This is a genomic window from Halohasta litchfieldiae (assembly GCF_002788215.1).
Classification (GTDB): Archaea; Halobacteriota; Halobacteria; order Halobacteriales; family Haloferacaceae; genus Halohasta; species Halohasta litchfieldiae.
On the sequence record NZ_CP024845.1, the window covers coordinates 1,083,099 to 1,109,054 of the forward strand.

A 25,956-nucleotide genomic window follows, 5' to 3' on the forward strand; every position below is an offset into this window, starting at 1 on the left:
ATAACACCGGGCGGGTTGCTGTATGTACGCCGAAACGACTAGCGCTCGGTAAAACGAGTCGTACTGAACCAGCCGAGAACGGAGAGACCGCAATCGCGTCGACTACTCGCAGATGTCGACGAAGTTCTCGAAGACCTCTTCGCCCTGTTCGGTGTGAATAACCTCGGGATGCCACTGGACACCGTACAGATCGCGGTCGGTGTCGCTCATTGCCTCAACACCACAGACGTCTGAGGTCCCAGTATGCGTAAAGCCATCAGGAAGCGTTTTGACCTCGTCGGCGTGGCTGGCCCAGACGCGGGTTTCGGGAGCCAGCGAGCCGATCAGTGGGTCGTCGTCGTCGAGGATCTCCACGGTGACGTCGGCGTAGCCGCCGTATTCGCCGGAGCCGGTGGTACCGCCGAGTTCTTCGGCGATGAGTTGCATCCCGAGACAGATGCCGAGAACGGGGACGTCGCCGTCGAGATACTCCGCCGAGCGACCGGCGCGATCCATATCCGGGCCACCGGAAAGGACGATCCCGTCTGCGTCGACCTCGCTGGGGTCGACATCGTTGTCGATCAGCTCGGTGTCGACGCCGAGATCCCGGAGCGCACGGTGCTCCAGATGCGTAAACTGCCCATGGTTGTCGATAACGACAATGCGAGTCATGAGCGGTGTTGGACGGTCAGGCTCAAAAGCAAACCGGATCGGGACCGAACTATGCGCGTTCGTGCAACGACCCTCCCAATCGGACAGTGATACCGAACTGCTCTGGTTGTGATGATACACAACAGCCGTCTCCCTATGGATGTCGCGGGACAACTTGACGCAGAGACGTTGGAAAAACGGTCGACGGCTCAATCGAGGTAGTACTCGTAGGGCTGTCGCCGGTAGACGGTGATGTCACCGCGGTCTGCCCACCGACCGAGGACGGTCGCGATCTGGTGTGGGCTCTCGAAGGCCGTCTCACTCTCGGCTTCGAGTGCGGCCAAAATCTCGCGGGCGGTCAGCGGCTCCTCGGCAGCAGCAAGCACACCCTGTAATCGGTCGAGATCACTGTGTGTGGTGCGCATACAATTTGTTTGTGCGTCGTCCGGTTTATGTGTATGTGTGACCTCTGTCAGACAGTCCAAATATCCTACAGAGACGGCCTCAAGGCAGTAAAATCGGACGACGCGGAACTGATTGTTGGCATATATATCCCGTAAAAATCCGACGTTAGTAGACGTCGTGTTCGCTGAGGTCGCGTTGGGAGCGGTACTGGTCGACGAATTCGGCCACGTCGAACTCGTGCATCTGCTGTTCGAACTCGGTGAGGGCGGTGGTGTCTTCGGCGTGACTGACGGCGTGTTCCATCAGTTCAATCACGAGTTCGACGATGAGTTCGTGGAGCTTTTGCGAATCGAAATCAGTCACCCACAGCATCGCAAAGCCGACGTCTTGGTCCTCGGTGGCGTCGTGAGAGGCCACTTGGTCGGGGAACTCTTCGAGGACGATGCCCAGCAGGTGGGGCGTGCCGAACTCCGGCATCTCGGCGCTGGTGGTCTCGATTGCCTCTTGGAGGACTTCGACGAGAAACTCCGGGAGAAACCGGTCGGGTGGATGGACGTCCATCACGACGCCGTGGGTCGACCCACAGTCGCAGTCGAACTCCCGCATGCCGAGGTCGAACTCGCCGATTGGGACCTGCTCGCCACAGGGGAGTTCGAGCGCCTCGCTGGGCTCGCCCGGGACGCGTGGTTCTGCCATAGCCGGCTTTGGTCGGCCCGACCGTTAAGTGTCGTGTTCTTCGGTGGACGGCGCTCGAAGGCACAGTTCGACCGCCGCCCCGCCGAGTTCTGGATCGGGGCCGGCGAAGGTGAGCTCGCCGCCGTAGGCTTCGACGATCCATTTGGCCAGCCACAGCCCGAGGCCGCTGCAGTGGTCCAGCGGCGTGATCGATTGGGAGCCGTCGACGACTGCCAGTTCGTCGGCCGGAATGCCGGGGCCGTCGTCGGCGACTGTGATCACGACTGTCTCGGTGTCAGGACAGGCGACCCGTAGCTGGATCGTCGGGTCGACCGGCGTGTGTTCGACCGCGTTTTCGACGAGTTCGACGACTGCCTCACGGAGTTCGGGGCCCCCAATCGCGACCGCAGGCCCGTCGACCGTGGTCGTGATCGTCGCGTTCGGATACGTCTCGCCGAGTTCGTCGACGACCGTCGCAACGAGATCGGCGATGGCAGTCGGCGAGCTGTCGGTCTCCGAGCGGTCGATCACCGATTCGAGCTCTCTGGCCCGGCGGGTTGTCTCGATGAGGTCGAGTGCCCGCTGTTTGAGTCGGTCGCCGACAGCCGTCATCTCGGTGTTCGCGGCGTCGAGTTCGGTCGCCAACTGATCGGCGAGCCCCAAAATCACGTTGAGATCGTTGCGGAGGTTGTGTCTGAGCAGCCGGTTGAGCACCTCGTGGTAGCGCTGTTGACTCTCACGGTCGGTAACATCGGTGTAGACGCCGAAGCTGTGTTGCTCGCCATCGTGACGAAACGGGATACTCCGAAAGATGAACAGTCGCGGCCCGTCGACGGCCTCGCGGATGACCTCCGCCGAGGTCCACTCTCCGTTTGCGGCCTCGCGGTCGAGTTCGGTGTCATCGGTGGCCTCCTCGGGCACAATATGCTCGTTGAGCGGTTCGCCGACCAGTTCGGTGTGGTCGAGACCGAACGTGTCCTCGAAGGCCGGGTTCACCGAGGTGACAATCGGCACATCCGCAACGAACTGGACTTCGGCAACCGGATCGGGAAGCTGTTCGAACAGCGCTCTGAACCGATCCGGGCCCACATCGGACGGCTGTGGCTGCTGTCCACCGATCTCGACCACGTTCTCGTGGACAACACCGACAAGCCGCTCGGCGGTCGATTCCGCATCTGGATGGGTCGAGAACTCGACTATTACCGACTGTCGACCGTCGGGGGTTCTGAGTAGACAGGCCGTCGACCGAACGGTCGAGGCCCCTTCCCGAAGTCGTCGACGAGCGGTGTCCAGATGGGCCGTGAAATCGCCGTCCGGAACCGCCAGCAGCGACGAGAGATGCTGACCCGAGAGCCCCGACCTACCGACCAGCTCCGACAGCGGCTCGGTGACGGTCGTGAGCCGATTGTCGGCGCAGACCGCGAACAGAGCGGTCGACTGGCCGAGGGCACTGTGAGAAATATCGGTGGCGTGGTCGGAACGGTTCGTTCCGCCATCCGTGACGCAGCGATAGCTCCGAGAGGTGGCGGTCCGAACCGGTCGTGCCCTCGTCTCATCGTGGTGCGCTGGCAATCTGTCTGGCACCCAGCAGGTAATCGAAATCAGTCTCATTGCCCGAATTACGTAGGATATATCGACTAGACATATAGCTGTATTGTATCTATTACCGAACTGTAGTATCCGATAAATCACGCACGGAACCGTGCGCAGTATCGCGAAGAGTACAGCGAACGATCTATGCTGGGTCACATCGACCAGCGAGAGCCGATTAGCTGTCGGCTGTATCAGCATCGTCGACGCCGGGAGCGTCAGTTGGGTCGACATCCGCTGGCTCGTCGGTCTGGCCACCGGGGGTGATCGTGCCAGTGTCGTCTTGGACGTAGACGTCGTCTGCGAACCCGGCAATGGCGTTTTCGTAGCTCGGCTGGTCGCGCTTTTCGGGCGTGTCCGGTGCGGGTGGCACACCCTGAGGGGGTGCGAACTCGCCGAGTGGGTCGTCGACCGAGATGCCGTAGCGTTTGAAGAACTGCTCGTAGCGCCGGAAATGCTCCTCGAACTCCGCGGCAGGGATCTCCATCATCTCGGTCCAGCCGTGGTTGAAGAAGTCGAAGTTGGCCTGGATGTGGGTGATTTCGCGGGCCTCGGCCTCGGTGTGGCCGGCTTCGAGGGCGGCGACGTAGGTGTCCATCGTCGCATCGAAGAAGCCGTCGAGATGGGCCCGGCGCTCCTCACGGGAGTCCTCGTCGGCCTTGTCGAGGAAGATCTTGGTGTGCATGTCGACCAGCTTATCAATGGCCACATCGCCGACGACTGGCGTCGTCAGCGCCTTTTTTGCGGCCCAGTGACGCAGATTTTGACGGATTTTCATCGTACTGACTGTTGGGTGTCGACTCTCTTGAAGGCCACGACGTCGAATCGGAACGGTGGGTTGCTCTCACCGGCTCACTGGGCCTCAACGGGGTGTTCGAGGGAGGACTGAAACCTAGAGGAATGTTTTCGGCGATAGCAACCGACTTTACCCCTGACTACGAACGCGTGTGTATGACCCAGTCGTACGTGATCATCGGCGATGGGATCGCGGGAAGTTCCGCCGCGGAGACACTCCGTGAGGAAGCCCCCGAGGCCGACGTGACCGTCATCACTGATGAAGGCGAAGCCCTCTACAACCGCATCCTGATCAAGGAGTTCGCCAAAGGCAAACTCCCCGAAGCGCCGATTTCGATTCACGACGAAAGCTGGTACGACGACCGCGACATCGAACTGGAACTCAACACGCTGGTCACCAACATCGACCCCGACGGCCACACGGTGTCGACCCACGACGGCGAGACCTACGAGTACGACAAACTCCTGATCGCCACCGGTGGCACACCCACACAGCTCCCTGTTGAGAACTCGGATGCCGACGGCGTCCACCACTTCTGGACGTTCCAAGACGCCCGCAACATCCGCGAACACATCGAAGAGGCCGACACCGCGACTATCGTCGGTGCAGGGCTGCTTGGCATCGATCTGGCGGCCATCTGCGGGGCCCAAAAGGTCGACGGCAACTACCTCATGCGCGGCGACAGCTGGTGGCGCTACGCACTCGATCAGGAAGGCGCTGATATCATGCACGACGCGATGCGCGAACGCGGCGTGACGCCCGTCTTCCAGAGCGGCGTCGACCACTTCGAGACCGACGACGACGGTCACGTGACGACGACGGTCGACCCCAACGGCGAGGAGTTCGATTCCGACTTCGTGGGCATCGCCATCGGCCTTGATTTCAATCTCGAACTGCTCCAGAATTTCGAGATCGAGATGGACGACGGTGTTGTGGTCGACAAATATATGCGAACCAGCGCCGAGGACATCTTCGCGGCTGGTGACCTGACCCGATACTACGACGTGATTCTCGGCGAACACGCTCAAAACGGCTCGTGGGGATCGGCCAAAGAGCAGGGCACGATTGCCGCGAAGAATATGATCGACCCCGAAACCGACGAGTTCCGCTGGGTGTCGTCGTACTCGATTACCCACTTCGACTTCCCGTTCCTCTCGTTCGGGCATCCGACCCTCGGGGAGGATTCGGTGTCGAAAAAGTACTCCGAGACCGAGTGGCGTCGACTTGCCATCAAGGACGGCAAGATCGTCGGCGGCGTCCTCATTGGGGATCTGGCCCCCCAGAGCGGCTACAAACAGCTCATGCGTGAGGAGACCTTTGTCGGCGACCAGAAGGAGGCCCTCCTCAAGGAGAAGTTCTCGGCTGACGACATTGCGGCCACCCAAGAGCAGTAGTCGACCCACAAACGAAGCGGTTTTCGGCATCCCTGAAGTAGATCATCTATGGATGGAGGAAGCGACACCGGCGAGATGACGTTGGCGTTCGAACTCGAAGCACTGCAGTCGCTGGCGAACCCGAACGTCGTCTTCAACGATGCCCGACAGTGGACCAAATACGTCGGCGTCGTCAGCGAGAAACCGACCTACGTCGTGACGAACTTCACACGGAAACACCGCGTCCGCCAAGATTTCTTTTCCGGCCCGCGTGGTGTCGACGAGAGCCTCGAAAACGTCGCCGAGCAGTTCGACACCGAGCGCCACGTCTTCATCGGTACCTCCGAGGCCGACGCCGAAATCGCCGAGAAAACCGGCTGGGAGTATCTCCCCTTAGCACAGGCTGCCGAAGCCGCCGAGTGGGAGTTGGCTGGCGAGGACAGCGACGAGGAGTATTTCGAAGCCGAGACACGCGACGACTGGCCGTAACACTGGTCGACTCGACGCCTGATCGCGGGCTGTCTGTTTCAGACGAACACAGATAGCCGCAGGTGTCTCGCCGACCGAAAGTCCTAATTAGCACACACACCTACCGAACGCAATGAGTCATCAGCTTCCCGACGTCCAAGCCAGTCGACCCGAGGTCGCCGTCGGGCTTAGCCAAGTCGGTGTCACAGGCGTCGAAAAACTCGTCAAACTCGCCCGCAAGGACAAGCGCCCAATCGTCCTGATGGCGGAGTTCGAGGTCTTCGTCGACCTGCCGGGTGGCCGCAAGGGAATCGACATGAGCCGCAATATGGAGGTCATCGACGAGATCCTCGAAGAGACCACCGAGGCCGAAGCCTACCGGGTCGAGGACGTCTGCGGGGAGACCGCCGAACGACTCCTGTCGAAACACGACTACACCTCGACCGCCGAGGTCAAGATGACCGCCGAGCTAATTACGAAGGAACAAACCCCAGCCAGCGACAAGCAGACCCAAAACACCGCGACGATCATCGCCAGCGCTACTGCCACCGAAGAGGCAACCCACGCCGAGATCGGCGCGGAAGTCACTGGAATGACGGTCTGTCCCTGCTCACAGGGGATGTCCGAATCGCGTGCCCGCGACGAACTGCAGGATCTGGATGTCGACCGCGACGTGATCGACGAGTTCCTCGACCGGGTGCCACAGCCGGGCCACTCCCAGCGCGGCCACGCCACCCTCACGGTCACAAGCGAGGGAAGTCCCGAGGTCGACCTCAGAGACATTATCGACATCGCTCGGGACTCGATGAGCGCCCGGATCTACAATCTGGCCAAACGGCCCGACGAGGACCACATGACCTTCGAGGCCCACTCGGACGCCAAGTTCGTCGAGGACTGTGTCCGAGCCCTCGCCGAGGGGGCAGTCGAGCAGTTCGACCACCTCGACGATTCAGCGGTGGTCCACATCAAACAGTCCAACGACGAGTCGATCCACCAGCACAACGCCCACGCCGAACGCGAAGTGACGCTCGGCCAGCTTCGAGCCGAACTCAACGGCAACGCCTGATCGGTCGGCAACGACCGCCGACGCTCAGAGATCCAGCGGCTCGGCCCGCTCCCACCGCGGCGTAAACTCCTCGCGGATATCGGCGGCAAACGGTTGGTCTTTTAAATTGATCATCGCAAACGATTCGGTTGGATCGAGCGGGTTCGGCACTGCGATACAGACCTCGACCCCATCGATCAGTGTGAACGTGCCGTCGACCGAGTCGAGCATCCGGACCTCGAAATTGTCGTACTGTGTGAGTCGAGAGTGGTATTGCTCAGCGCTCTGGTCGGGGAGGTCGCAGACCAGCTCCGGCGTCACTAACAGATCGATGTCGACGCCGCGTTTGAGGGCTGCTTCGAGTGTCTCGGTGACGCGGTCGCTAACGCTCTGGAGGTCGATCTCCGAGGCGGGGGAGCCAGCGACGTAGATCAGTTCGGTTTCGGCCGCCGAGATACGTTCGAGCTGCAGTTCGAGCGTTTCGTCCGGACCGATGGCAGCCGTCCAAAACTGGTCGTCGACCGGCTCACCGGTGTCGATATCATCGACGAGCGTGTCGACGACCTCCTCGTACTGTTTGGCCTGCTCGTCGAGCTCACGCTTCTTCGCCTCCAACAGCCGGTCGAGGGCAACCTCCGGCTCGACGGCAACGTATTTTTTTGGTCGACCAGCCGACTGACTCCGAACCAAACTGTGCTGTTCGAGCCCGTTCAACACGTCGTAGATCCGCCCCATCGGCACCTCGCTCGTTCGGGACAACTCTTTGGCCGTTGTCGGCCCTGTCTGGAGGAGCGACCGATAAGACCGGGCCTCGTACTCGGAGAGACCAAGATCGCGGAGGCTTGGCATACAGAGAAATATCTATTCCGTTGATAAAAACGTATCGGACGTTTATTCGTCGTCGACAGTCGCCGAGACCTGACTCATAAGCGTCTCTGGGTCGGTTGCTGGCGGCTGGTCGGTGTCCCGGAGGTGAGCGGTGCCAGCGTCGACGCCGGGCGCGTTGGGAACGACGACAGTCTCGTGGTCGGCGATTCGGAGGGCCGCTCGATGGAGATCGGAGCCAGCCTCGCCGCCGACGTCGACGACCAGATCCCCATTGATGAGTCGGGCGGCGACGCTGCCGTAGCCAGCGACTTGGACGCCGATCCGATCCCACGCGCCGGCGAAGGCTTCGATGGCTTCGGTGGCGACCTCGCGGTAGCGTGGCTCGTCGGTGAGCACTGCGAGATCGAGGAGCCCGTCGGCGAACTCGACGCCGGTATCGATGGGATACAGCGCTCGGTCGCAGAGGCCCTCGCCGCGAGCGGGGCCATCGCGGAACGCACCATCGTCTTGGAGGGTATCGATAGCCTCGTCGGCCACGCGTTGGGCGACCTCGCTGTATCGGCTATCTCCAAGCACCTGATGGGCGCGAGTCCAGCCGTTGAGAACCGCTGCGGCGTCTTCGAGGAGGTGGGTTTCGCCGGTTTCGTCGCCAGCGCGGTAGTGGGTGACGACGCCGGAGTCGGTGTCGACCAACTCGCCTTCGAGCGCCTCGATGATACGCTTAGCGTACGTGGTGGCCGTTTCGTCGTCGGTGTAGGCGGCGTAGGTGAGCAGCGCGTCGACGGCCTGGGCGTTACTGCTGGCGAAGACTGTGAGGTCAGTACGTGGCTGTTCGTGATCGGCTCGCTCGTCGGCCGAGAGGGTGTAGTAGGCCGCCCCTTGGCCGGGACCCTGACTGCCGCCGATGGCAATCCCGGTCCAGAGGGTGTCGGTCAGGTAGTCGACGGTGCGAGCCGCGGGTTGTCGGTAGGCCTCGTCGCCGGTGTAGAGGTAGGCGTTGGCGAACGCCCGCAGGAGTGCGGCGTTGGTGTCGAGAACCTTTTCGTAGCGCACGTCGGACCAGTCGCGGCTGGTGGCGAATCGGAAGAAGCCGCCGTCGACCGAGTCGTGGAGATGCTGGGCGATAGCGTCGAGCGTCTGGATCGCCTGTCCCTGTTCGCGTTTGAGCGCGAACTCGATGGTTCGCGGCATGGGGAACTTGGCGTCGGTCCCCCAGCCGCCGTGCTGTGGATCGAACTTTTCGGTAAGTTGGCCGGCGATGTGTTCCTCGATTCGGCTATCGAGGTCGCCCGCGGGGGTCGGTTCGTCGGCAAGTGCGCGGGGAACGCGACCTGCGCTCGATCCTTTTTCAGCCCAGACGTCACGGATTCGGTCGACGACCTGTCGCATCCCGTCGGGACCGAGATAGGTCGCGCCGCTGAGCAGGCGACCCTGCGGTGTGAGAAACGCGGTGGTCGGGAAGCCGCCCATGTTGTAGCGTTCCCGGACGCGTGGGTGTCGGTCGACGTCGACGCGGATCGGGACGAAACTGTCGTTGATGTTGGCGGCGATAGCTGGCTCGGCGTAGGTGCGGGCATCCATCTCGTGGCACTCGCCACACCACGTTGCGGTGAGTGAGAGCAGGATGGGGGTGGCAGTCTGTTCGGCCTCCGCGAAGGCGTCGGGCCCCCACGACCGCCACTCGACTCGGGTCGACTCGTTCATATATGGGCTGGGAGGCGGCTCTGCCTAAGACCTTCGGCACTAGGTTGTGAGAGTGGTTGGATGGGGTAGTGTGTCTGAGTTTGCGGGGTCGACTGTATGCGTGTGTGGGCACAGAATAGTGGCTGTGAACAACCAGAAAGCCCCACCCACAGCAGGTGGACCACCCGCTATCGGGCGGGACTGAAAGGGGCGGCAGGCTCCGGGAAGACGGCTGACACAAGGACCGCAGGCCGAAGGCCGAGGACCGCAGCGAAGCCCTCGACTGGAGCCTGCCGGGGCTTTCTGGGCGTTCACGTTTCCACTCTTGCAATAGACCACGATCTCGTATTCAATCCCACTCCAGTAGCCACCACCACCCCCACATACCAGCGTCAGTCGACGGAAGAGATTATAGACGGTCGCCAACAACGAGTATGCATGCGAACGCGCTATCTGATCGCGCTGTTGCTTCTCATCCCGCTGGTCGACTCGTTTGTCCTCGTGGCAATCGTCGGCTGGGGGCTGTTGACGTTGCTCCAGACGGTCGCACTGGTCGTCCTGACTGGCCTGCTTGGGATGATCCTCGTCCGTGCGGAGGGTCGCAACACACTGGCTCGGTTCCAACGCAAGCTGGCCTCCGGGTCGCCACCAACGGATGAGCTGCTCGACGGCGGACTGCTGATCGCCGCCGGAGCGTTCCTGCTCACGCCCGGCCTCGTCACCGACCTGATCGGCTTCCTGTTGGCGATCCCGATCACACGGTATCCAATCCGCGCGGCGCTCAAGCGCTGGGTCGTCATTCCCTACATCGACAAGCAGACCGGCGGCCTCGGCACCGGGAAGGTCTGGACCTTCGGGTTCCCCGACCCCGAGCAGGCCAGCAACGGTGGGAACGGCTTCGATATTGGCGGCACGACCCAGCAAACCCAACAGAGCCAGCGCGATCAGAGTGAGGATGATATCGTCGACGTCGACTTCGAACGCGCCGACGAGGACGAGCGTTCGGATTCGTAAGGCCTACAGTTCTGTTTTTAAGCGGTGTTCGGTTGGTCGACGCTCTGGGTAATTGGAATGGGGAGCTAGCACCAGGTCGACTGGCATGCTGCACCGTGGAATCGACTGACGCAACGGTGGCAAAAGGAAACTGTTAAACAGAACCCGCGGTTATCAGGAAATGCGCCACTCCGGGCCGATAGCTCAGTTAGGTTGAGCGCTCGGCTGATAACCGGGAGGCCCGCGGTTCAAATCCGTGTCGGCCCACTTCAGAATTCGGCGGCCTACGGTCGTTCGAAATCACGGCGCAGCCTCCCCAGCCAACTAATTTCGCGCTTTCAATAACACTCAGAGAGGCTTTTTTCGGAGCAATTCATTCGTTTGTGAGCCGAAAGGACTGTATCGGCGTCGCGGTTCGTGATATGTGTGACCATGTTCCCGTGGCCGATACAGGCGGTTGTCATCTCACCAGAGATACGCCGTTCGATCACCAGCCACGTCGCTGCCGATCATCCACGGGAAGCAGGTGGCTTTCTTAAATGTGTCCGCCGTGGGAACCGACTGTATGCGACCCATCACGTTCGGCTTTCGAACGAATCGTCGACCCCAAAACGCCGCTTCGAGACGACTGTCGACGACCGTGTGCCACCACCGCCGCGAGTGTTCTACCACTCGCATACGAGCGCGAGTTCTCCCTCCGGGCTCACACGGGTCGACAAACGATCTATTCCGGAACCCTTCGCACTCGTCGTTTTTGCACCCCACCGAACAGTACTCAGCTATCGTGGGTTCAAACGCAGACTACTCCGTTGGCATGAAATCCGTTTCGAAACGAGTACCGACCAAACCCGGCTTGCACGTCTCTGACTAGTAATCCGCTCTTAGAGTCGACTGCATCTGTCGACAGTTGGCGACGTATATACTGTACATACTGTATATACATTTATCTACGAACAGATACTGTTCGTACGCACATTCCCGTTGCACAATTGAATTATACAAATACAGGCCAGGACTTTTCATTACCGACTGTTTTTCAAACTTTGTCGATAATATGCAAACGAAAGAACGCCTCTTTACCGAAACAGTAGACAAACGCGCTCTAATAATCGGTCACATAGGTGGGGATAGACAATGAGTATAATCGTCTATGGTATCGCGGCGATTATCATTACGATGTTAGCTATCGGGTTTTACGTCTCCCGGAAAATCAAAGGCGACAGCATCAACTACATCGTCGCAGGCCGCGGACTGATTCTCCCGCTGGCTGCGGCGACGCTAATGGCTCAATCGCTCGATTCGAATGCGACGCTCGGAAACACGGATCTGGTCTCCTCGTTCGGCTTTTGGGCTGGGGCCGCACTGCCTGTTGGGCTGGCACTCTGTTTGTTCCTCACAGGGCTGTTCTTTGCCAAGCCGATGAATCGAATGAACCTCACAACGCTTCCCGACTTCTACCGCCGAAAGTACGGTCGGACTGCTGAAGTACTTGCAAGCGTCATTATGTCGGTTGCCTACGCGTTCCTGTTGGCAGGCAACCTTGTCGCTGGTGGCTTCTTGTTCGAGATTTTTGTTGGGACGAGTTTCGAACTCGGAGTTGTGATTATCGCCGCCCTCGTGCTTTCGTATACCGTCGCTGGTGGTCTGTTTGCGGTCGCATATACTGATTTCCTTCAGGCTGGTGTCGCGTTCGTCGGTTCGATTGCACTCATTATCTTTGTGACATCACAGTACGGGATCACGATCCCTGCGGGAATGGGCCCGACAAATCTCGGACAGCTTACCGATCCAAGCCAGGGTGCATATATCAATCTCGCTACCATTGTTGCTCTCGGCTTAGGTGATATCGTTGCCATCGACTTCATGGAGCGGGTATTTGCGGCCGACAGCCCCGAAACTGCCCGGAAAGCCTGTTTTATCGGCTCCGCGGGGACCCTTATTATCGGGATCCCGTTTTCGATTATCGCCCTCTCAGCGAACCCGATCCTCGCGTCGTTAGGCGTCGAAGCCGGCAATCAAGCAGTTCTCTACTCGCTGTTGCAGAATGCAGTCCCACCATGGCTCGCGGCACTCGTCATCGCGGGCATTCTCGCCGCGTCGTTCTCGACAAGCGACGGTGCGATACTGGGTACCTCTTCAGTTCTCGCACGGAACATTGGCGGCATCCGCGTCGACGAGAGCACTTCCGTAACGACTGACGGTGGTGTGGACCAAGGAGGGCTCTTCGACACCAACAGTGACAGTGATAAACTACTTACTGTTACTCGGTTGATGTCACTGCCGATCACACTCCTTGGAATCTTCTTTGCGCTCCGTATTTCTGCGACCGGGATGCTGCTCGTGTTAGCATTCGATATTATGCTTGCTGGTGCGTTCGTGCCGTTGGTGTTAGGGCTCTACTGGTCGGATATGGCAAACACACCTGCGGCACTCTCCTCGATGGTCGCTGGATCGGCGACCCGTCTCATTTTGTTCGTGCTCGTCCCGACGACGTACGCGTATGAAAACACCCTATTGTACATCCCGAACAACATCTTCACGGCGGCCTTCGATGGGCTCCCGACCTTCATCGCCGCAGGAGTGAGTCTCGTAACCTTCGTTGCGGTCGCCTATGCCACAAAGGACTCCTACAGCGCTCGGACGCTCACCCGAGACGGTCGACGGACGATCGTTGCGGGCGGCGACAGCGAAGACGAATAGCAAGTTCTGTTTTCTTTTGTCTGTGGGTATTGTTTTCTTTTATCCGCACATACATACTGAAACAGCACCTACATGTTTATACGGGCAAGGAACGTCTCGTTATTTGTCCATATGGTTTCGGTTACTCAACTTTCGAGGTATCGTCGATGAAAGGAGATGACCTGCGTATCCGCCGGAAAGCCCAGAAGTTGGGTTCGTCGACACTCGCAGTCACGGTACCCGCCGAGTGGGCTCGTCGCCACGAGCTCTCGAAGGGAGACGATCTGGTCGTCCAACGCGACGAGAACGGCAACTCGCTTTTGATAACCCCTGACCAACCGACACGCAACGACGCCGAAACAGTCATTACTGCTGATTCAATGCGCGCCGACGCCCTTTCGCGGGCGGTCGTCACCCAGTACGTTCTCGGGCGTGGGTTCGTCCGTATCGAGGCCACAGAGACGCTTGATCCGACTCATTATGAGGCTATTCTCGACGCTGAACGCCGCCTGATGGGGCTTGGAATCGTCGAAGAGTCTTCGACCCATATCACGATTCGCTGTTCGGTCGACCCCGACGACTTCGACCTTCCAACCCTCCTCGGTCGGTTGGGACGTACAGAGGCCACGATCCGGTCGAGCGCTGTCGAGGCCCTGTTGGATGGGAACTCTGAGGCAGCCCGTCGGGTACGCAACCGGAGTCCACAGCTCGAAAAACTGTTTTCGTTGTTTTTGCGGCTCGTCTTTACGACCTATCGGAACCCCCGGCTCAATCAGTCAGTAGGAGTCGGGACGGGGTTCCCACTTATCGGCTACCGGTCTGCAGCCCAAGACATTTCGCTGATGGCCGGCATCGCCGATGATATTGCGACGATCGCTGCCGAGCAAGTAACTGAGCCACTCGAACCGGCGGTGAGAGACGACATCGAGTTGGTCCACGAAGCACTCGATACAGCGGCCGAAACGGTCCGTGAGGCGGTGATTGAGCCGGATTATGAGCAAGTAATTGCTGCCCGAGAGAGCCTCGCACAGTTCGATGAACGCTCTTCGACAGTCACAGACCGCCTCCAGAACGAACGCCCCGAACCACTTGTTTCGCTCTGTCGAATTCACTTCCTTTTCGAGCGAAGCGCATGCCACGCTCGCGACACCCTCGATGTGGCGACCCATCTCGCGTTTCGAGAGAGTCCCGATGTTGTCACCCACAATCATCATTAAGGTGTTTTAGGATACTGGTACTGCTCGAACGTACACTCACTCCTCGGTAGGACTTGAACCACCCCCAAGAAAGCCTTTAGTATGTTCTTCGTATTTTGATTAAATAAGCGCAAAAGAGCTCGAACATACTCAAAAACGCGCTAAAAGCGGATAAACAAACACATGAGCGACGAAAAATCTGGAGAAGAGATGTATGGCGACAAGTACAAAGAATCGAACGAACCCATCTTTAGTGGGATTCCAACCTTCCTGAAGCTCCCGGAAGTCGACCGTGATCAGCTGAGCGAGGAGGACGTCGACATCGGGATTATCGGTGCCCCGCTCGATACTGCGACGACGATCCGTCCGGGCACTCGCTACGGGCCACGTGCGGTTCGTGCGGCCTCGACAGTTCCCTCGCCGCCGTACGAACACTTCAACATCGAAACCGGCGTCGACCCATTCGATACGTTCCAAGTCGCCGATACTGGCGATGCGGCGGTGTCGCCCGGTGATACCCGACAGAGTCAACTGAACATCGAGGACGCTGTCGCCGAGGTAAGCGAGCAGGCAACCCCGATCGTCATCGGTGGCGATCACTCGATTTCCTACCCGGATATCAAGGGCTGGGCCGAGGCCAACGGCTACGAGGATATCGGCCTGATCCACTTCGACTGTCACGCCGACACGGGCGACGAAGGGTTGACCGGCTTCGAGTACGATCACGGCGCGTGGGTCAAGCGAGTCTACGACGAGGGGATCATGGGTGGCGAGAACTACACCTTGATCGGTCCGCGTGGCTTTTGGCCCGGTCCCGACACCTACGAGGAGATGCGCGAGGCCGACATGAAGTGGTACACCTCAATGGAGGTCGCTGGGATGGACCTCGATGACATCGTCGCCGATGCAGTCCAGCGTGCGACTGATGGCACCGACGCAGTGTGGGTCTCATTCGATGTCGACGTGATGGAGCCTGCCTATGCACCGGGAACTGGTGAACCCGAACCCGGTGGACTCGTTCCTCGTGAGGCGATCTACATGGTTCGTGAGGTCGTCAAAGCACTCGATCCCGAGAACTTCGGCTTCGACGTGGTCGAGGTTTCACCGGCCTACGACACGAGTGATTCGAACTCGTACAACGGCGGTGTCACCAGTGGGCTCGCCAATCGTCTCATTATCGAGGTCATGGGAAGCATGGCACTCGCTAAAAAAGGACTCAAAGAAGGCTCACCGATCAAACCGAAAGAGCCGCTCGGTCCGACAGAACCGGTCCAGCCGGCCGACGACTAACGCATTATTTCAGTTTTTTGAGAGTCTGTTTGTAAAGCTGGCAGCTGCTGGTTTCGAACTGTCCGACAAAATATGACGTCGACGGCGAAGTCGACCGATGCGACGGGCAGGAGTTGCACGCTGCGTTACGGTCGTGGAACGACCGTGTGATTCTACTACACCACCGTCGCGCACCCTGACAAACCGGACCGAAAGTAATTGTTAGTCGGCTACTACACGGTCCAGATCTTAGGCAGCCATCGATCGACAGCTTTCGATACAGGGTTCGAGGACTTCGGCACAGGTCTGGCAGTGGTCCATGTCGTGTTGCTCGCACTCGTCGCGGCAGGCTTCACACGCATCGGCACAGATACCGGCCAGTTCGGCGTGGAACTCGGACTCACGACTCATAAACCGGGCGTGGAGTGAGGCGAGGTCGGCAACGTCCCGACAGAGGCGGAGACACCGCGCCATCTCCTCGCCCTCTTCGGCGCAGGCGTCCGCACACATCTCGCAGGCTTGGGCAGCCTCCGAGCAGAGATCGATACACTCGCTGATGTCGCTATCTTGCTGTTGGAGCTGTTGAATTGCCATCGCAGACCATACATCCACGGATGCGATCACAGGCGTTATGGCGAGATGGATGCCAATAGCTACAGTCGACGGTCGCTGACTATGCACGGACTGAGACAGAAACTATTAGTTGGAAATACCACCTCGTACTCAGTATGCAACTCTCCGATGCAGAGTTCGAACAGTACCAGACCGAAGGCTATCTCGTCGACGACGACGCCCTCTCTCCAGAGACCGTCGACCGCGTCAAAGAACGCCTCCGCGAGTACACCCACGGCGACCGTGAGCCCGAGACGTTCAACAAGCAGCTCGAACCACGCGTCGAACGCGGCGAACTGGACGTCGACGAACCGGGCGACGCCGTCCGAAAGTTCGAGGGCCTCGGCATGGTCCAAGAAGACGACGTCTTTGCAGAGATCGCGAACCACGAAACGATCACCGAGGTGGCCACCCAGCTTCTGGGACCGAACCTCAAACTCCTGCGGAGCGCGGCGATGTTCAAACCACCCTCCGTGGGGAGCGAGAAGGGCCTCCATCAGGATGCCGCCTACTATCCCATCCAGCCGATGGATCACCTCACGGCGTGGATTGCACTCGACGACGCGACCCCCGAAAACGGCTGTATGACCGTCATTCCGGGCGCACACAAGGACGGCATTCTCACCCACGAGGCCGTCGAATACGATACCGATACCGTGATCAACGACACCGACTATTCGGAGGAAGATCTCGTCGAGATCCCGATGGACGCCGGAAGTGTGCTGTTTACCCACTGTTTAACCCCACATTATACCGCACCGAACACGACCGACCAGTGGCGACGGGCGCTGATCATGTCCTACATGGATGCCCGCTCGCGGTTCACCAAGTCGGACGAGGAACTCCCAGCGTGGGTCGACGCGGTCCACATTCGGGGCGAGGAGTTCCCCGGCTGCGTGTGAGACCGGTGGCATCGAAGCCGGGCCACGACCACAGGTGAGTAGAGATATACGTTCGGCGGCGCTACCGGAGGCTGTGCCGACTTCGCCAGATGATACCGACCACGCGCCAACCGTCGACGCAGTCGACGACACGCCGACGATCAGCTGTTCGCGGTGCGACCAGTCGTGGGAACTAACATACGAACTCGAAACGCTGTATGCGGGCAATCAGGCGTTCGAGCAGTTTGCTCTCGATCACAAACGACACACGGGCCATTTTCCCGACGACATCTCCCCGTGGGTCGTCGACTGCCAGCAGTGCCGCGACGAGGACGCCTATCTTGACGAACGCCCAGCCAGACGCTGGGCCGAAACCCACGCCCGCCACACCGGCCATCCGGTCCGACTCACCTACGAGGCCGACGAGATCGACACCGTCGTCACCCCCGATAGTCCCTAACTACTGAGAGCGACGCTTCGGTAGGCTGTTCCTACGAGCTACGAAAACCGGTCGAGACCGCTTTGGGTGCGACTCACGCCCTCGGGATCAGCGACCCACCGGCTGCGGCTGTCTCGAAGCGCTTCGAGATCCACTGCTGGCGACGCACCCGATTCGAATCCCTCGCAGTTCGACCCACAGTCGACCGCGGGGTTGACCACACAGTCAAACCACGAACAGTGAGGTCGACCGTCATCAGTCGCCGTCATTCGCTGGCAGGCCGGGAACTCGTAATTTCGCCACCCCTTGCCGTAGGCCCGTTCGGCGATCCGGCGTTGTTTTTCCTCCTTTTGGGCGGGCGTCACGAACTCGATATCCGTCCGTAATGGCTTCGATTCCAGCAGTTCGACGCCCGGCTCCGCAGTCGACAACGGTGTCGACTCCCGAACCACCGTCCGCTCCCCAGAATCGGGGTCGAACCGCCAGACGCCGACCGCCTCGGGGAGTCGGTTGAGATGGGCACGAGTGACGTAGCTCTTGGTGGCGAGGATTACCTCGTCGAACAGCCCCAACGAGACATCGAGCCGAAGTTGTCGGTCGAGATCACCCGGCCTACCGAGATCCGGTTTGTTTTCGATGCCGACCAGTCGACCGATCCAGTCGGGGTACCGCGTGGTCTGGCGGACGTACTGTCGACCGTTGCGGTACTCGGTCTCGAAAAAGCCGCAGTCGACCGCACGCTCGATGACGCTCCGGGCGTGGTCGGCACTGCAGTCGAAGGCATCCCGCCAGAAGACGGCCTCCCCGAGACCGACATCGCTTTCGATTGCCAGCGACGGGATTTCCTGACTCGTGATTCGGGTTCGTTGGTCGAACTCGGGACCGGGTTCGAGACAGCAGACGTCGACGATTCGGCTGCCGGGCGAGGCAACCGCACCACCGAGCTGGCGGGCGACGAGCCACTCGGTGGTGGCTTCGAGCCAGCTACAGAGCGCAACCTCGAACCGGAACTCCATGGTTGGTCTCAGAGTGCAACCAGAATAAACCGGTCGACTCCTGTCGAAATTCCTATTCCAAAAGGGCCCTTACCGCTGGTATGCGCCGAATCATGCGAAACGCCCTCATTGCGGTCGGGCTGGTAGTGGTCGTGCTGTTGGCGCTGGGGGCACTCCCCAGCTATCTCGGCTCGGGCCAGCAGTACTATCTCGAAGTCAGCGCTACCGACGACACCGAGACGGCAGTCGACGTCGGAAATATCAGCGAACGACGGTATCCGTATCTCACGACGGCCCTCGCTGCCGATGATGGTCGCTCGGAGGGCTACCAGCGCGGACTCGGCGGCTTCAAGGAGGCGTTTACCCATACCCCGTTCGACGAGCACAGCGCGCTCCAGCAGTTGGAACCGGGGGCCGCTCGCGACAGTGGCGACCGTGTGATTATACAACTGGACGAAGAGCGCTACAGCGTGGCAATCGTCAATGAGTCGGGAGTCACTCAATGAGCGACCCCCACCCACTCGCCGAACTGGCCGACCCGAAGTGGTCGGTGATCGAGTCGGTCACCGAGTACGAAACCGGCTGGTACACCGGCGGCTACGATCTGGTCGACCAGCCCGACGGATCAACGAAAAAATACTATTGGGCGGAACTCGCGCCCGCGGTCGTTATTGTTGCGGTCACTGACGACAACCTCCTGTTCGTCGAGCAGTACCGGCCAACGGTTCGAGAGACACAGCTAGAGCTTCCAGCGGGGATCGTCGAACCCGGCGAAGGCTTCTGCGAAGCGGGGGCCCGCGAACTCCGGGAGGAAACCGGCTTCGACCCCGACTCGACGTCGCTAATCGAGGAGTGTTGGTGTTCGACAGGCTTGCTCAGACATCGCCGTGGGTTCGTGTTTGCCGAGGGGCTGTCGCCTGTCGACCGCGAACTCGATTCCAACGAGTTTCTCGTTCCACGGACGGTGCCCGTCGAGGAGGCGGTGTCGGTCGCACGGGCCGACCCGACCAACGATGCGACTATCGAAGGTGTGTTACTGGCAAAAAACGATGGACTGCTGTAGGGCTACTCCGAGAGCCGGACAGTCATCACCGGTCGATCCGAGATTCTGACCACCTTTTCGGTGACACTGCCGATTAGTCGACGCCGAATTCCACGTCGACCGTGGGTGCCCATCATGATCAGGTCGATGTCTGCTTCCTCGGCGTACTCCGTAATCACCTGATGCGGTTCACCCTCCCTGACGGCGGTGACGGTATCGACGCCTCCTTCGGCCAACTCCGAGGCGACCGCATCTGTCAGTTCGTGGCCCCGCTCTTTGATCGCCTCCAAAAACTCGTCATTGTGCCGCGACATGTGGCCCTCGCCAGCGGTCTTCTCGTCGCGTTTCATCATCCCCGTGACCCGCTCTTCGCCCTCTCCATGTTCGCCCCGTTCATGCCGGGGCACCATCCCTGACTGGATGTGTTCGGCGTCGACGACGAACAGGACGTGTAGCGTCGCATCGTACTTGGATGCGAGGTCATGAGCATGATCCACCACTGCTTCGGCCCCTTTACTCCCGTCTGTGGGATAGAGGATGTTATCGTACATGGGGTACCACGTCCTTTTCTAGTACGAACGATAATTATATAAGTGTTCTGTCTATTCTCAGCTTAACCAAACAGTCCGGCGTTCCGAATTGAACGGTCGACCACTGCATCGTCGTCGCACAGATACGACGAGGGACTTATTTGGACTCGACGGTCAGGATGGGTATGGACGGCGAAATCAGCCCGTCGGAGGTCGAATCCTTGTTGGAGACAGCCGAGGCACCACGGATCGTCGACATTCGCTCACCTGCCGCCTTTCGGCGGGGCCACATTCCCGGGAGCGAGAACATTCCGTTCGACGAACTCCCACAGCGCGTCGAGTCGCTGGCCGAGGCCGACCGAATCGTGACTGTCTGTCCGCATGGGCAGGCCAGCGTGCAGGCCGCCCGGTTAATCGGCTCCTACGAAGGGACCGACACGGCACGCGTCGAGAGCATGCACGGCGGCCTGACCGAATGGGACGGTGAGTTCGATACCGAGACCACCGACGCCACGGAAGGACCCGACGCCCCGTTCTGACGCCGTGGGTTGGTTCTAGCACCGTCGACGCGCAAGGAGCCCCCCTAGTAGGAAGGCACTAACTGCCGGAATCACACCGAATCCCGGCGTTTCGACGTCGACCGGGAGCGACTCCGAGGCTGTCTCCGGCTCTTCGACACGGATATCCCACTGTTCGTCACCAACCGTGACCGTGTACTGTCCCGGCTCGGAGAACGTGTGGTTAAACTGGTGGGTCGACGTTTCGTTCGGCCTGAGCCGCCCCGTGGCGGTCGTTTGGCTTTCATTAACTTGGAACACGAGTTCGTAGGAGCCGACTGTGCCACCGACGTTTTGGGCGACCATGTCGACGATGAGTGTCTCGCCGACGGTCAGCGTTCCCGACGTGCCGGCAAGCGGTTTGGTGCCGTTGGAGCCGGAGATTCGGATCGGATCGTCGTCAGCGAGCATGAAACTGAACCGGGCCGGACGCTGTCCGAACGCCTCGCCGTGTGTCTCGGCGTCCCACATCGTTGGCGTGGCGTCGGTCGTGGTGTAGCGAGTCGACTCAGTTGCCACGTCGTCACCCCCGGCGGCTGTGACGGATCGCTCGAAATCGCTCGCGGTGAGAGTCCCATCGTCGACAGAGCTCTCGGCATGGTCGTTGAGTGAGCCGAAGACGGTCTCGAAACTCGCTTCACTCCCGGTTTCCAGTCGAATCTGTCGGTCGAGTTCGCCAACGACGAGCGACCCTTTCCAGTAGTTGGCGTTGTTTTCCCAGCTGTCGGGCTGGCTCAGTACCGCGGTCGACTGCGGCTCGACGGTGCCCTCTTCGAGCACGCGGCGGAACTGGTCGAACTCGATTCGATCCTGTTCGAGCGTGAGCAACGCCGCGTAGTAGCTCGCAGTTGCCTCGGTGAGCCACCGTGTCTCGGCGGCCGGACGCTGAGCGGCCTGTCTCGTGTGGACGTACTCGTGAATCCAGACGTTTGTGGCAACATCCAGTCGCTCGCTGTCTTGGATCCACATATCACTCTCGCCGACTTGGAGGCCACGGACACCCCAGTCGACGGCGTCAGTCGGTGCAGCAACCACGAGCACATCCGAATCCCGGTCACCGACACGGAGCGAATCGGAGGCGTGGCTCAACGAGTCGAAGATATCGTCGGGTGATTCAGTGAGATCAGCCGCATCCGGCACGACGAGCCGGAACGTTTGGCCATGAGCGGTATGGGTCTTGACCTCGTGGGGACCGAGAAACGCCATCCGGTCGCCCACTGCACCGTCGCCGTCGACCGCGGTCTCACGGGTAACCGTCGGCCCCGGGCTCCCGGTGTATCGCCACCCGAGACCGACAGACGGAATCCGAACGAGCGACCACTCTTCGGTGTCGGCAAACAGATACCGTCCGTCCTCGGCCAGCGGCCCCTCACCGTCGGTGAGTCTATCGGCGTCGACGCGGAACGTCACCGAAGGCCGGTCAGTTTGTTCGTCCCACTCGTAGGCCGTCTCGGTATCCCGTTCAAACCCATCCGTATCGGTTACACCGACTCCCTCAGGAAGCCGGGCAGTCAGCTCTGAGACACGGCCGGGTATCCGAAACGAGACCGTCGCGGTGATCTCACCGGTCCGGTCTGGCGTCCGGTCGAGCGTTGTCGTCATCCGGATCTCGTCGTCGACACTCTGTGTTGTGCCAGTCGATGTAACGACCTGTTCGGCGGTGGAGGCAGTCGGGTCGACCGGCGTTGCGGTGGCCAGCGGAACCCCAACCGCGCTGACGACAACCAGCACGACAATGAATCCGGTGACAACGTGACGTCGCATACCGGGAGCGAAGGACGCGCCACTGATAGCTTTTCAGGGTATCTGATAGGTATTCGAAAGCAACGCAGTCGCTCGGGAGAATACAAACAACGGCAACCCGACGTATGGAGTTAGGTGCTGGTCACGCGACTGTAAAGCCTTTGTCGCGGAGGAAGTCCTCCACGCGGCCGCGGTGGTTGCCTTGGAGTTCGATTGAATCGTCCTCAATCGTCCCTCCGCAGGCGAACTTCGATTTGAGATCCGACGAGAGACTGCTCATGTCCACGTCTCGGGGGTCGAATCCTTCAATGACCGTTACCTCTTTTCCATAGCGGCGCTCGTCGATGCGGATGTTGATCTGTTGAGACTCCTTAGCGACGTCTTCGCAGACGCAGAGTTCATCAGGCAATCCACACGTCGAGCAGACTTCCGACATTACATCCGGACGTACAAGACGGGTATATTAAACAGTGTCGGGAACTCTCGGTGGACATCTCCGGTCGTGGTTGGTAGAACCAGCTTATCAATCACTACCAGCGGTAGTCTCTGGTTAGTTACCGTCCCGAACACCAGACAGTCGACAGTAGAAACGTTGTTCTCCTGTTACCAACTGAGAGCCTATATCGGAGATCGAGTATATCTCGATTTCTTGATATTAGCGAGTCGTTTATGTCGCTTGGGGACTCCCTACCGCTAATGACAACCGTGACCGGGCCCCCATCAACGATGGCCGACAAGCAGGATGAGCTGACGCCGATGTTGAGCCAGTATTTGGAGCTGTGTGAGGCTCACACCGATGCCCTCGTGCTGTTTCAGGTCGGTGACTTCTACGAAGCTTTCTGTGAGGCCGCCGAGGAGGTTGCCCGTATCTGTGAGGTAACGCTGACCCAGCGTGAGGATTCGACCGGCACCTATCCGATGGCTGGGATTCCAATCGACAACGCGAGTTCCTATCTCAAGCGACTGGTAGACGCCGACTACCGGATCGCCATCGCCGATCAGGTCGAGGATGCCGCCGACGCGACCGGGCTGGTCGACCGGGCTGTTACCCGCGTTATCACCCCGGGCACTGTCGTCGAAGACGAACTGCTGGCAGCCGGCACCACGAACTACGTCGCAAGCGTCGTCCGCGACGAAAACGAGTTCGGGGTTGCCGCGGTCGACGTCTCGACCGGCGAATGTTCCGTGACGAGCGTCCCCACCACCGCCGACGTCAGCGAGGAACTCGACCGTATCTCGCCCGCCGAACTCCTGGTCGGCCCCGAGATGCCGTCGATCACACCGGCGAACGCGACCGCGGGCTGGCTCGAAAGCGAGGTCGACCCCGCGTGCTTCGAGCGTGCGGCCGCCGTCGACTGTCTGGCTGGCTACCTTTCGGATCCCGTGGGGCGCGTCGAAAACGACGCTGAACTCCGGGCCTGTGGCGCAGTGTTGGCCTACGCCGAGTACACGCAAGGTGACGATGGCACCCTCGAATACGTCTCCCGGATCCGCCGCTACGATCCACGGGGCCAACTCCGCCTCGATGCCGCGGCCCTCCGCAGCCTCGAACTGTTCGAGAACCGTGGGCCGGGTGCTGGCGACACGCTGTTCGGCGTCATCGACGAGACGGCCTCCGCGCTCGGTCGACGCTGTCTCACACGGTGGCTCCGCCGCCCGCTGGTCGACCGAGATAAAATCGAGGCCCGACTCGATGCCGTCGAAGCACTCACCGACGCGTCGGTGGCCCGAACGGAGCTTCACGACCTCTTAAAAGAGGCCTACGACCTCGAACGGCTCGTCGGACGCATCTCACGCGGACGAGCGCATGCGCGGGACCTCCGGTCGCTACAGTCGACGCTGTCGGTTGTCCCGGAGCTGAAGGAGGCCCTCTCGGAGTTCGACGCGCTCGCCGACTATCGCGAGCGACTCGATGAACTGGCAGAGCTTGCCGAACTCATAGACGACGCTATCGTGGCTGACCCACCGACAGAACTCACAGAGGGCGGCGTGATTCGTCCCGAGTTCGACGACGACCTCAACGCGCTTCGGACGACCGAAACAGAGGGTCGACAGTGGGTCGCCGACTTAGAGGCGACCGAGCGGGAGCGAACCGGTATCGACTCGCTGTCGGTCGGCCACAATCAGGTCCATGGCTACTACATCGAGGTGACGAACCCGAACCTCGACAAGGTGCCCGACGACTACACGCGTCGACAGACACTCAAAAATGCCGAACGGTTCTACACACCTGAACTCAAGGAGCGAGAAGACGAGATCTTCGGAGCCGCAGAGCGCGCTGACAGTCTCGAATACGACCTGTTTTGTTCGGTCCGACAGCAGGTAGCCGCCGAAACCGAGCGGATTCAGGCACTGGCAACCGCCATCGCTGAACTCGATGCGATCTGCTCGCTTGCAATCACCGCCAACCAAGGCGAGTACATCCGACCCACGTTCCATTCGGAGTCCGAGGAGTCGACCGATGCAACAAATACCGGAATCGACATCGAGGGCGGTCGACATCCGGTCGTCGAAACCACCCAGGAGTCCTTCGTGCCGAACGATGCGGACCTCTCAGGCGGCGAGGTAGCGATCATCACCGGCCCGAACATGAGCGGGAAGTCGACCTACATGCGGCAGGTCGCACTGACCTGCGTGCTGGCCCAGATCGGGAGCTTCGTTCCGGCGGAGGCCGCCGAGCTCCCGGTTCTCGACCGCATCTTTACGCGAGTCGGTGCCAGCGACGACATCGCCGGCGGCCAGTCGACGTTTATGCGTGAGATGACCGAACTCACCGAAATCCTCCACGATGGAACCGACAACACCCTCGTGTTGCTCGACGAAGTCGGGCGGGGCACGAGCACCGCCGACGGGCTGGCGATTGCCCGCGCCACCACCGAGTTCATCCACGACGAACTGGGCGCACTAACGCTGTTTGCGACCCACTACCACGGGTTGACGGGGCTCGCCGACGAACGCGAGGGCGTGTTCAACCTGCATTTCGCGGCCACCCGCGAGGACAACGAGATAACGTTCCTCCACCGGATCGCACCGGGGGCCTCCTCGGCGTCCTACGGGATCGAGGTCGCCCGGATGGCCGGGGTTCCCGAGACGGTCGTCGACCGCGCGCGGTCGATTGTCGATGGGACCGAAGGCCAGAACAGACCAACCGGTGAGCCGACGGTGCTACCCAACTCCAAGCCGACAGACACCAGCAACACACAGTCGGAGACGAGCCGTGACACAGCAGACGACCGAAACAGTGACCAGACCAGTGCGGTCGACGACGACCGCGTCTCCTACCCCGAAGAAGAGTTCGAAACCGAGTCGACCAACGACGACGCCGCCGACGACCGTTCCTCCTATCCCGAAGAGGATTTCTTTGGTGGAACGCCGGACCCCGCGGTCGACGCACCGCTCGACGAGGAGTCGATGGTCCGCGTCGCCGTCGCGCTCCGATCACTCGATGTTGCGAGCATGACACCGCTGGAAGCACTCAACACGCTGGACGAACTGCGGTCGGAACTAGAGTAGCTGTTAGTCACCGC

At 60.4% G+C, this 25,956-nt stretch carries 26 protein-coding genes and 1 tRNA gene; 14 read left to right on the forward strand and 13 right to left on the reverse strand.

Annotated elements, in window-relative coordinates:
* Window positions 1-102 precede the first annotated feature (102 nt).
* The 5 genes from HALTADL_RS05500 to HALTADL_RS05520 form a co-directional block, all read right to left on the reverse strand.
* Window positions 103-651, reverse strand: a complete 549-nt coding sequence (locus HALTADL_RS05500; RefSeq protein WP_089671219.1) for a GMP synthase subunit A — start codon at window positions 649-651, stop codon at window positions 103-105.
* A gap of 188 nt (window positions 652-839) precedes the next feature.
* Complete coding sequence (locus HALTADL_RS05505; protein WP_089671218.1) at window positions 840-1,055, reverse strand: hypothetical protein; 216 nt, start codon at window positions 1,053-1,055, stop codon at window positions 840-842.
* Window positions 1,056-1,200: 145 nt separating this feature from the next.
* Complete coding sequence (locus HALTADL_RS05510; protein ID WP_089671217.1) at window positions 1,201-1,731, reverse strand: DUF5815 family protein; 531 nt, start codon at window positions 1,729-1,731, stop codon at window positions 1,201-1,203.
* A 24-nt stretch (window positions 1,732-1,755) separates the two neighbouring features.
* Entirely contained in the window at window positions 1,756-3,282 is a 1,527-nt protein-coding gene (locus HALTADL_RS05515) for a sensor histidine kinase (RefSeq protein WP_162551674.1), read from the reverse strand.
* A gap of 196 nt (window positions 3,283-3,478) precedes the next feature.
* On the reverse strand, window positions 3,479-4,078 hold the full coding sequence (locus HALTADL_RS05520; protein WP_089671215.1) for a DUF6149 family protein: 600 nt from the start codon (window positions 4,076-4,078) through the stop codon (window positions 3,479-3,481).
* Window positions 4,079-4,251: 173 nt separating this feature from the next.
* Between HALTADL_RS05520 and HALTADL_RS05525 the strand changes: the two genes are divergently transcribed.
* The 3 genes from HALTADL_RS05525 (at window position 4,252) to mptA (ending at window position 7,003) form a co-directional block, all read left to right on the forward strand.
* Window positions 4,252-5,490, forward strand: coding sequence for an NAD(P)/FAD-dependent oxidoreductase (locus tag HALTADL_RS05525; RefSeq protein ID WP_089671298.1), 1,239 nt, complete (start codon window positions 4,252-4,254; stop codon window positions 5,488-5,490).
* A 48-nt stretch (window positions 5,491-5,538) separates the two neighbouring features.
* Window positions 5,539-5,958, forward strand: coding sequence for a DUF7124 domain-containing protein (locus HALTADL_RS05530; RefSeq protein WP_089671214.1), 420 nt, complete (start codon window positions 5,539-5,541; stop codon window positions 5,956-5,958).
* A gap of 112 nt (window positions 5,959-6,070) precedes the next feature.
* On the forward strand, window positions 6,071-7,003 hold the full coding sequence (gene mptA / locus HALTADL_RS05535; protein ID WP_089671213.1) for a GTP cyclohydrolase MptA: 933 nt from the start codon (window positions 6,071-6,073) through the stop codon (window positions 7,001-7,003).
* Window positions 7,004-7,027: 24 nt separating this feature from the next.
* On the opposite strand, the gene HALTADL_RS05540 is transcribed toward mptA, so the two are convergent.
* Window positions 7,028-7,831, reverse strand: coding sequence for a TrmB family transcriptional regulator (locus HALTADL_RS05540; RefSeq protein ID WP_089671212.1), 804 nt, complete (start codon window positions 7,829-7,831; stop codon window positions 7,028-7,030).
* 42 nt (window positions 7,832-7,873) lie between these two features.
* Window positions 7,874-9,514 (reverse strand): DUF255 domain-containing protein, encoded by a 1,641-nt coding sequence (locus HALTADL_RS05545; protein WP_089671211.1) that lies wholly within the window; start codon window positions 9,512-9,514, stop codon window positions 7,874-7,876.
* Window positions 9,515-9,931: 417 nt separating this feature from the next.
* Between HALTADL_RS05545 and HALTADL_RS05550 the strand changes: the two genes are divergently transcribed.
* Together HALTADL_RS05550 and HALTADL_RS05555 are read left to right on the forward strand one after the other, a co-directional pair.
* On the forward strand, window positions 9,932-10,507 hold the full coding sequence (locus HALTADL_RS05550; protein ID WP_089671210.1) for an FxsA family protein: 576 nt from the start codon (window positions 9,932-9,934) through the stop codon (window positions 10,505-10,507).
* A 172-nt stretch (window positions 10,508-10,679) separates the two neighbouring features.
* Window positions 10,680-10,753: transfer RNA gene (locus tag HALTADL_RS05555), tRNA-Ile, on the forward strand.
* A 198-nt stretch (window positions 10,754-10,951) separates the two neighbouring features.
* Here HALTADL_RS05555 and HALTADL_RS17200 read toward each other — a convergent pair.
* Window positions 10,952-11,164, reverse strand: coding sequence for a hypothetical protein (locus tag HALTADL_RS17200; RefSeq protein WP_162551675.1), 213 nt, complete (start codon window positions 11,162-11,164; stop codon window positions 10,952-10,954).
* A gap of 456 nt (window positions 11,165-11,620) precedes the next feature.
* On the opposite strand from HALTADL_RS17200, the gene HALTADL_RS05565 reads away from it, so the two are divergent.
* The 3 genes from HALTADL_RS05565 to HALTADL_RS05575 all read left to right on the forward strand — a co-directional run bounded on the left by HALTADL_RS05565 (window position 11,621) and on the right by HALTADL_RS05575 (window position 15,651).
* On the forward strand, window positions 11,621-13,186 hold the full coding sequence (locus HALTADL_RS05565) for a sodium:solute symporter family protein (protein WP_089671208.1): 1,566 nt from the start codon (window positions 11,621-11,623) through the stop codon (window positions 13,184-13,186).
* A 146-nt stretch (window positions 13,187-13,332) separates the two neighbouring features.
* Window positions 13,333-14,382 (forward strand): AbrB/MazE/SpoVT family DNA-binding domain-containing protein, encoded by a 1,050-nt coding sequence (locus tag HALTADL_RS05570; protein ID WP_089671207.1) that lies wholly within the window; start codon window positions 13,333-13,335, stop codon window positions 14,380-14,382.
* 162 nt (window positions 14,383-14,544) lie between these two features.
* Complete coding sequence (locus HALTADL_RS05575) at window positions 14,545-15,651, forward strand: agmatinase family protein (protein ID WP_089671206.1); 1,107 nt, start codon at window positions 14,545-14,547, stop codon at window positions 15,649-15,651.
* Between the two features lie 228 nt (window positions 15,652-15,879).
* Here the strand turns inward: HALTADL_RS05575 and HALTADL_RS05580 are convergent, their stop codons facing one another.
* Window positions 15,880-16,224, reverse strand: coding sequence for a four-helix bundle copper-binding protein (locus HALTADL_RS05580; protein ID WP_089671205.1), 345 nt, complete (start codon window positions 16,222-16,224; stop codon window positions 15,880-15,882).
* 134 nt (window positions 16,225-16,358) lie between these two features.
* On the opposite strand from HALTADL_RS05580, the gene HALTADL_RS05585 reads away from it, so the two are divergent.
* Together HALTADL_RS05585 and HALTADL_RS05590 are read left to right on the forward strand one after the other, a co-directional pair.
* On the forward strand, window positions 16,359-17,144 hold the full coding sequence (locus HALTADL_RS05585) for a phytanoyl-CoA dioxygenase family protein (protein WP_089671204.1): 786 nt from the start codon (window positions 16,359-16,361) through the stop codon (window positions 17,142-17,144).
* Window positions 17,145-17,217: 73 nt separating this feature from the next.
* The gene (locus HALTADL_RS05590; protein ID WP_089671203.1) at window positions 17,218-17,583 is read left to right on the forward strand and encodes a hypothetical protein; all 366 of its coding nucleotides are present in this window, start codon (window positions 17,218-17,220) and stop codon (window positions 17,581-17,583) included.
* 38 nt (window positions 17,584-17,621) lie between these two features.
* On the opposite strand, the gene HALTADL_RS05595 is transcribed toward HALTADL_RS05590, so the two are convergent.
* Window positions 17,622-18,578, reverse strand: coding sequence for a DUF5787 family protein (locus HALTADL_RS05595; RefSeq protein ID WP_089671202.1), 957 nt, complete (start codon window positions 18,576-18,578; stop codon window positions 17,622-17,624).
* A gap of 80 nt (window positions 18,579-18,658) precedes the next feature.
* Here HALTADL_RS05595 and HALTADL_RS05600 point away from each other — a divergent pair, with 80 nt between their 5' ends.
* Together HALTADL_RS05600 and HALTADL_RS05605 are read left to right on the forward strand one after the other, a co-directional pair.
* Entirely contained in the window at window positions 18,659-19,063 is a 405-nt protein-coding gene (locus HALTADL_RS05600; RefSeq protein ID WP_089671201.1) for a hypothetical protein, read from the forward strand.
* Window positions 19,060-19,620, forward strand: coding sequence for an NUDIX hydrolase (locus HALTADL_RS05605; protein ID WP_089671200.1), 561 nt, complete (start codon window positions 19,060-19,062; stop codon window positions 19,618-19,620). Before HALTADL_RS05600 ends, HALTADL_RS05605 begins: the two co-directional genes overlap by 4 nt.
* A gap of 2 nt (window positions 19,621-19,622) precedes the next feature.
* On the opposite strand, the gene HALTADL_RS05610 is transcribed toward HALTADL_RS05605, so the two are convergent.
* The gene (locus HALTADL_RS05610) at window positions 19,623-20,150 is read right to left on the reverse strand and encodes a universal stress protein (protein ID WP_089671199.1); all 528 of its coding nucleotides are present in this window, start codon (window positions 20,148-20,150) and stop codon (window positions 19,623-19,625) included.
* 164 nt (window positions 20,151-20,314) lie between these two features.
* Between HALTADL_RS05610 and HALTADL_RS05615 the strand changes: the two genes are divergently transcribed.
* Window positions 20,315-20,668 (forward strand): rhodanese-like domain-containing protein, encoded by a 354-nt coding sequence (locus tag HALTADL_RS05615; RefSeq protein WP_089671198.1) that lies wholly within the window; start codon window positions 20,315-20,317, stop codon window positions 20,666-20,668.
* A 15-nt stretch (window positions 20,669-20,683) separates the two neighbouring features.
* On the opposite strand, the gene HALTADL_RS05620 is transcribed toward HALTADL_RS05615, so the two are convergent.
* Together HALTADL_RS05620 and yciH are read right to left on the reverse strand one after the other, a co-directional pair.
* A complete protein-coding gene (locus HALTADL_RS05620; RefSeq protein WP_089671197.1) occupies window positions 20,684-22,450 on the reverse strand; it encodes a hypothetical protein in 1,767 nt (588 codons plus the stop codon).
* A gap of 121 nt (window positions 22,451-22,571) precedes the next feature.
* Window positions 22,572-22,865 (reverse strand): stress response translation initiation inhibitor YciH, encoded by a 294-nt coding sequence (gene yciH / locus HALTADL_RS05625; protein ID WP_089671196.1) that lies wholly within the window; start codon window positions 22,863-22,865, stop codon window positions 22,572-22,574.
* Window positions 22,866-23,125: 260 nt separating this feature from the next.
* Here yciH and mutS point away from each other — a divergent pair, with 260 nt between their 5' ends.
* Entirely contained in the window at window positions 23,126-25,942 is a 2,817-nt protein-coding gene (mutS, locus tag HALTADL_RS05630) for a DNA mismatch repair protein MutS (RefSeq protein WP_089671195.1), read from the forward strand.
* The last annotated feature ends 14 nt before the right edge of the window (window positions 25,943-25,956 follow it).